Consider the following 2,365-nt stretch of genomic DNA (forward strand, 5'->3'; position numbering starts at 1 on the left):
CTGGTGCCCGGATGGGATTCCTTTGGTTGATGACATCGAGAGTGCTAGCTCTCGGTTCTCGGCCAGCGATTGAATGCATCTACGGAGAGTTTGATCCTGGCTCAGGACGAACGCTGGCGGCGTGCTTAACACATGCAAGTCGAACGCTGAACCCCGCTTGCGGGGGGATGAGTGGCGAACGGGTGAGTAACACGTGGGCAACCTGCCCCCGGCTTCGGGATAACTCCAAGAAATTGGGGCTAATACCGGATGTGACCGCTGGCCGCATGGTCTGGTGGTGGAAAGGATTTCCGGCTGGGGATGGGCCCGCGGCCTATCAGCTTGTTGGTGGGGTAGTGGCCTACCAAGGCGACGACGGGTAGCCGGCCTGAGAGGGTGACCGGCCACACTGGGACTGAGACACGGCCCAGACTCCTACGGGAGGCAGCAGTGGGGAATATTGCGCAATGGGCGGAAGCCTGACGCAGCGACGCCGCGTGGGGGATGACGGCCTTCGGGTTGTAAACCTCTTTCAGCAGGGACGAAGCCGCGAGGTGACGGTACCTGCAGAAGAAGCACCGGCCAACTACGTGCCAGCAGCCGCGGTAATACGTAGGGTGCAAGCGTTGTCCGGAATTATTGGGCGTAAAGAGCTCGTAGGCGGTTCGTCGCGTCGGCTGTGAAAACCCGGAGCTCAACTCCGGGCCTGCAGTCGATACGGGCGGACTCGAGTTCGGCAGGGGAGACTGGAATTCCTGGTGTAGCGGTGAAATGCGCAGATATCAGGAGGAACACCGGTGGCGAAGGCGGGTCTCTGGGCCGATACTGACGCTGAGGAGCGAAAGCGTGGGGAGCGAACAGGATTAGATACCCTGGTAGTCCACGCCGTAAACGTTGGGCGCTAGGTGTGGGGGCCATTCCACGGTCTCCGTGCCGCAGCTAACGCATTAAGCGCCCCGCCTGGGGAGTACGGCCGCAAGGCTAAAACTCAAAGGAATTGACGGGGGCCCGCACAAGCGGCGGAGCATGTTGCTTAATTCGATGCAACGCGAAGAACCTTACCTAGGCTTGACATGCACGGAAAAGCCGTAGAGATACGGTGTCCTTCGGGGTCGTGCACAGGTGGTGCATGGTTGTCGTCAGCTCGTGTCGTGAGATGTTGGGTTAAGTCCCGCAACGAGCGCAACCCTCGTTCCATGTTGCCAGCACGTGATGGTGGGGACTCATGGGAGACTGCCGGGGTCAACTCGGAGGAAGGTGGGGATGACGTCAAATCATCATGCCCCTTATGTCTAGGGCTGCAAACATGCTACAATGGCCGGTACAAAGGGCTGCGATACCGCGAGGTGGAGCGAATCCCAAAAAGCCGGTCTCAGTTCGGATTGGGGTCTGCAACTCGACCCCATGAAGTTGGAGTCGCTAGTAATCGCAGATCAGCAACGCTGCGGTGAATACGTTCCCGGGCCTTGTACACACCGCCCGTCACGTCACGAAAGTCGGTAACGCCCGAAGCCGGTGGCCCAACCCCTTGTGGGAGGGAGCCGTCGAAGGCGGGATCGGCGATTGGGACGAAGTCGTAACAAGGTAGCCGTACCGGAAGGTGCGGCTGGATCACCTCCTTTCTAAGGAGCACCGACCGGCCAGCCCTGCTGCGCCGGTCCAAGCCATGCCCGGACCGAGGACCCGGTGCCCAGCAGGGGCGCCGGGCGGGTGTTCGGGGTGGTGCTCGAGGGTGGAACGCTGACCAGTTCGGCCGCCGGCTGTGGCCGGCTCCCAGTACTGCCGGGTGTCCTTCGGGGCGCCGGCGTGGACCGGAGCCGGGGGCAGGTGGGGGGTCGTAGGCACGCTGTTGGGTCCTGAGGGAGCGGACCCCGCCGGCCGGTCGCGTGCCGGGGGTGGGGGTTGCTGTCTCTGTCCGGGCCTTCCCGATGCCACATCGCCGCGCGTGCGCGGGCCGGTGGCGTCGCTGGGGAGGGAGCGCGGGTTGGTCGTTGAGAACTGCACAGTGGACGCGAGCATCTTTGATCTCCGATCTTCGGGTCGGAGTTTCAGTTCGATGGTTTGTGGGTTTGTGTGTGGTCAAGATGTTGAGGGCACACGGTGGATGCCTGGGCACCAGGAGCCGATGAAGGACGTGGGAGGCTGCGATAAGCCTCGGGGAGCTGCCAACCGAGCGTTGATCCGAGGGTGTCCGAATGGGGGAACCCCGCACCAGTCATGTGGTGTGACCCGCGCCTGAACACATAGGGCGTGTGGAGGGAACGTGGGGAAGTGAAACATCTCAGTACCCACAGGAGAAGAAAACAACCGTGATTCCGTGAGTAGTGGCGAGCGAAAGCGGATGAGGCTAAACCGTTTCCATGTGAGACCCGGCAGGGGTTGTGGA

Annotated in this window: 2 rRNA genes; both read left to right on the forward strand. The window is 62.0% G+C overall.

The features are described 5' to 3' along the window. Positions 1 to 78: 78 nt before the first annotated feature. Positions 79 to 1,601 (forward strand): 16S ribosomal RNA (locus tag ACI8AB_RS22665). A gap of 455 nt (positions 1,602 to 2,056) precedes the next feature. Next, a 23S ribosomal RNA gene (locus ACI8AB_RS22670) occupies positions 2,057 to 2,365 on the forward strand; the annotation flags it as partial.

Source organism: Geodermatophilus sp. SYSU D00698 (genome assembly GCF_054050335.1).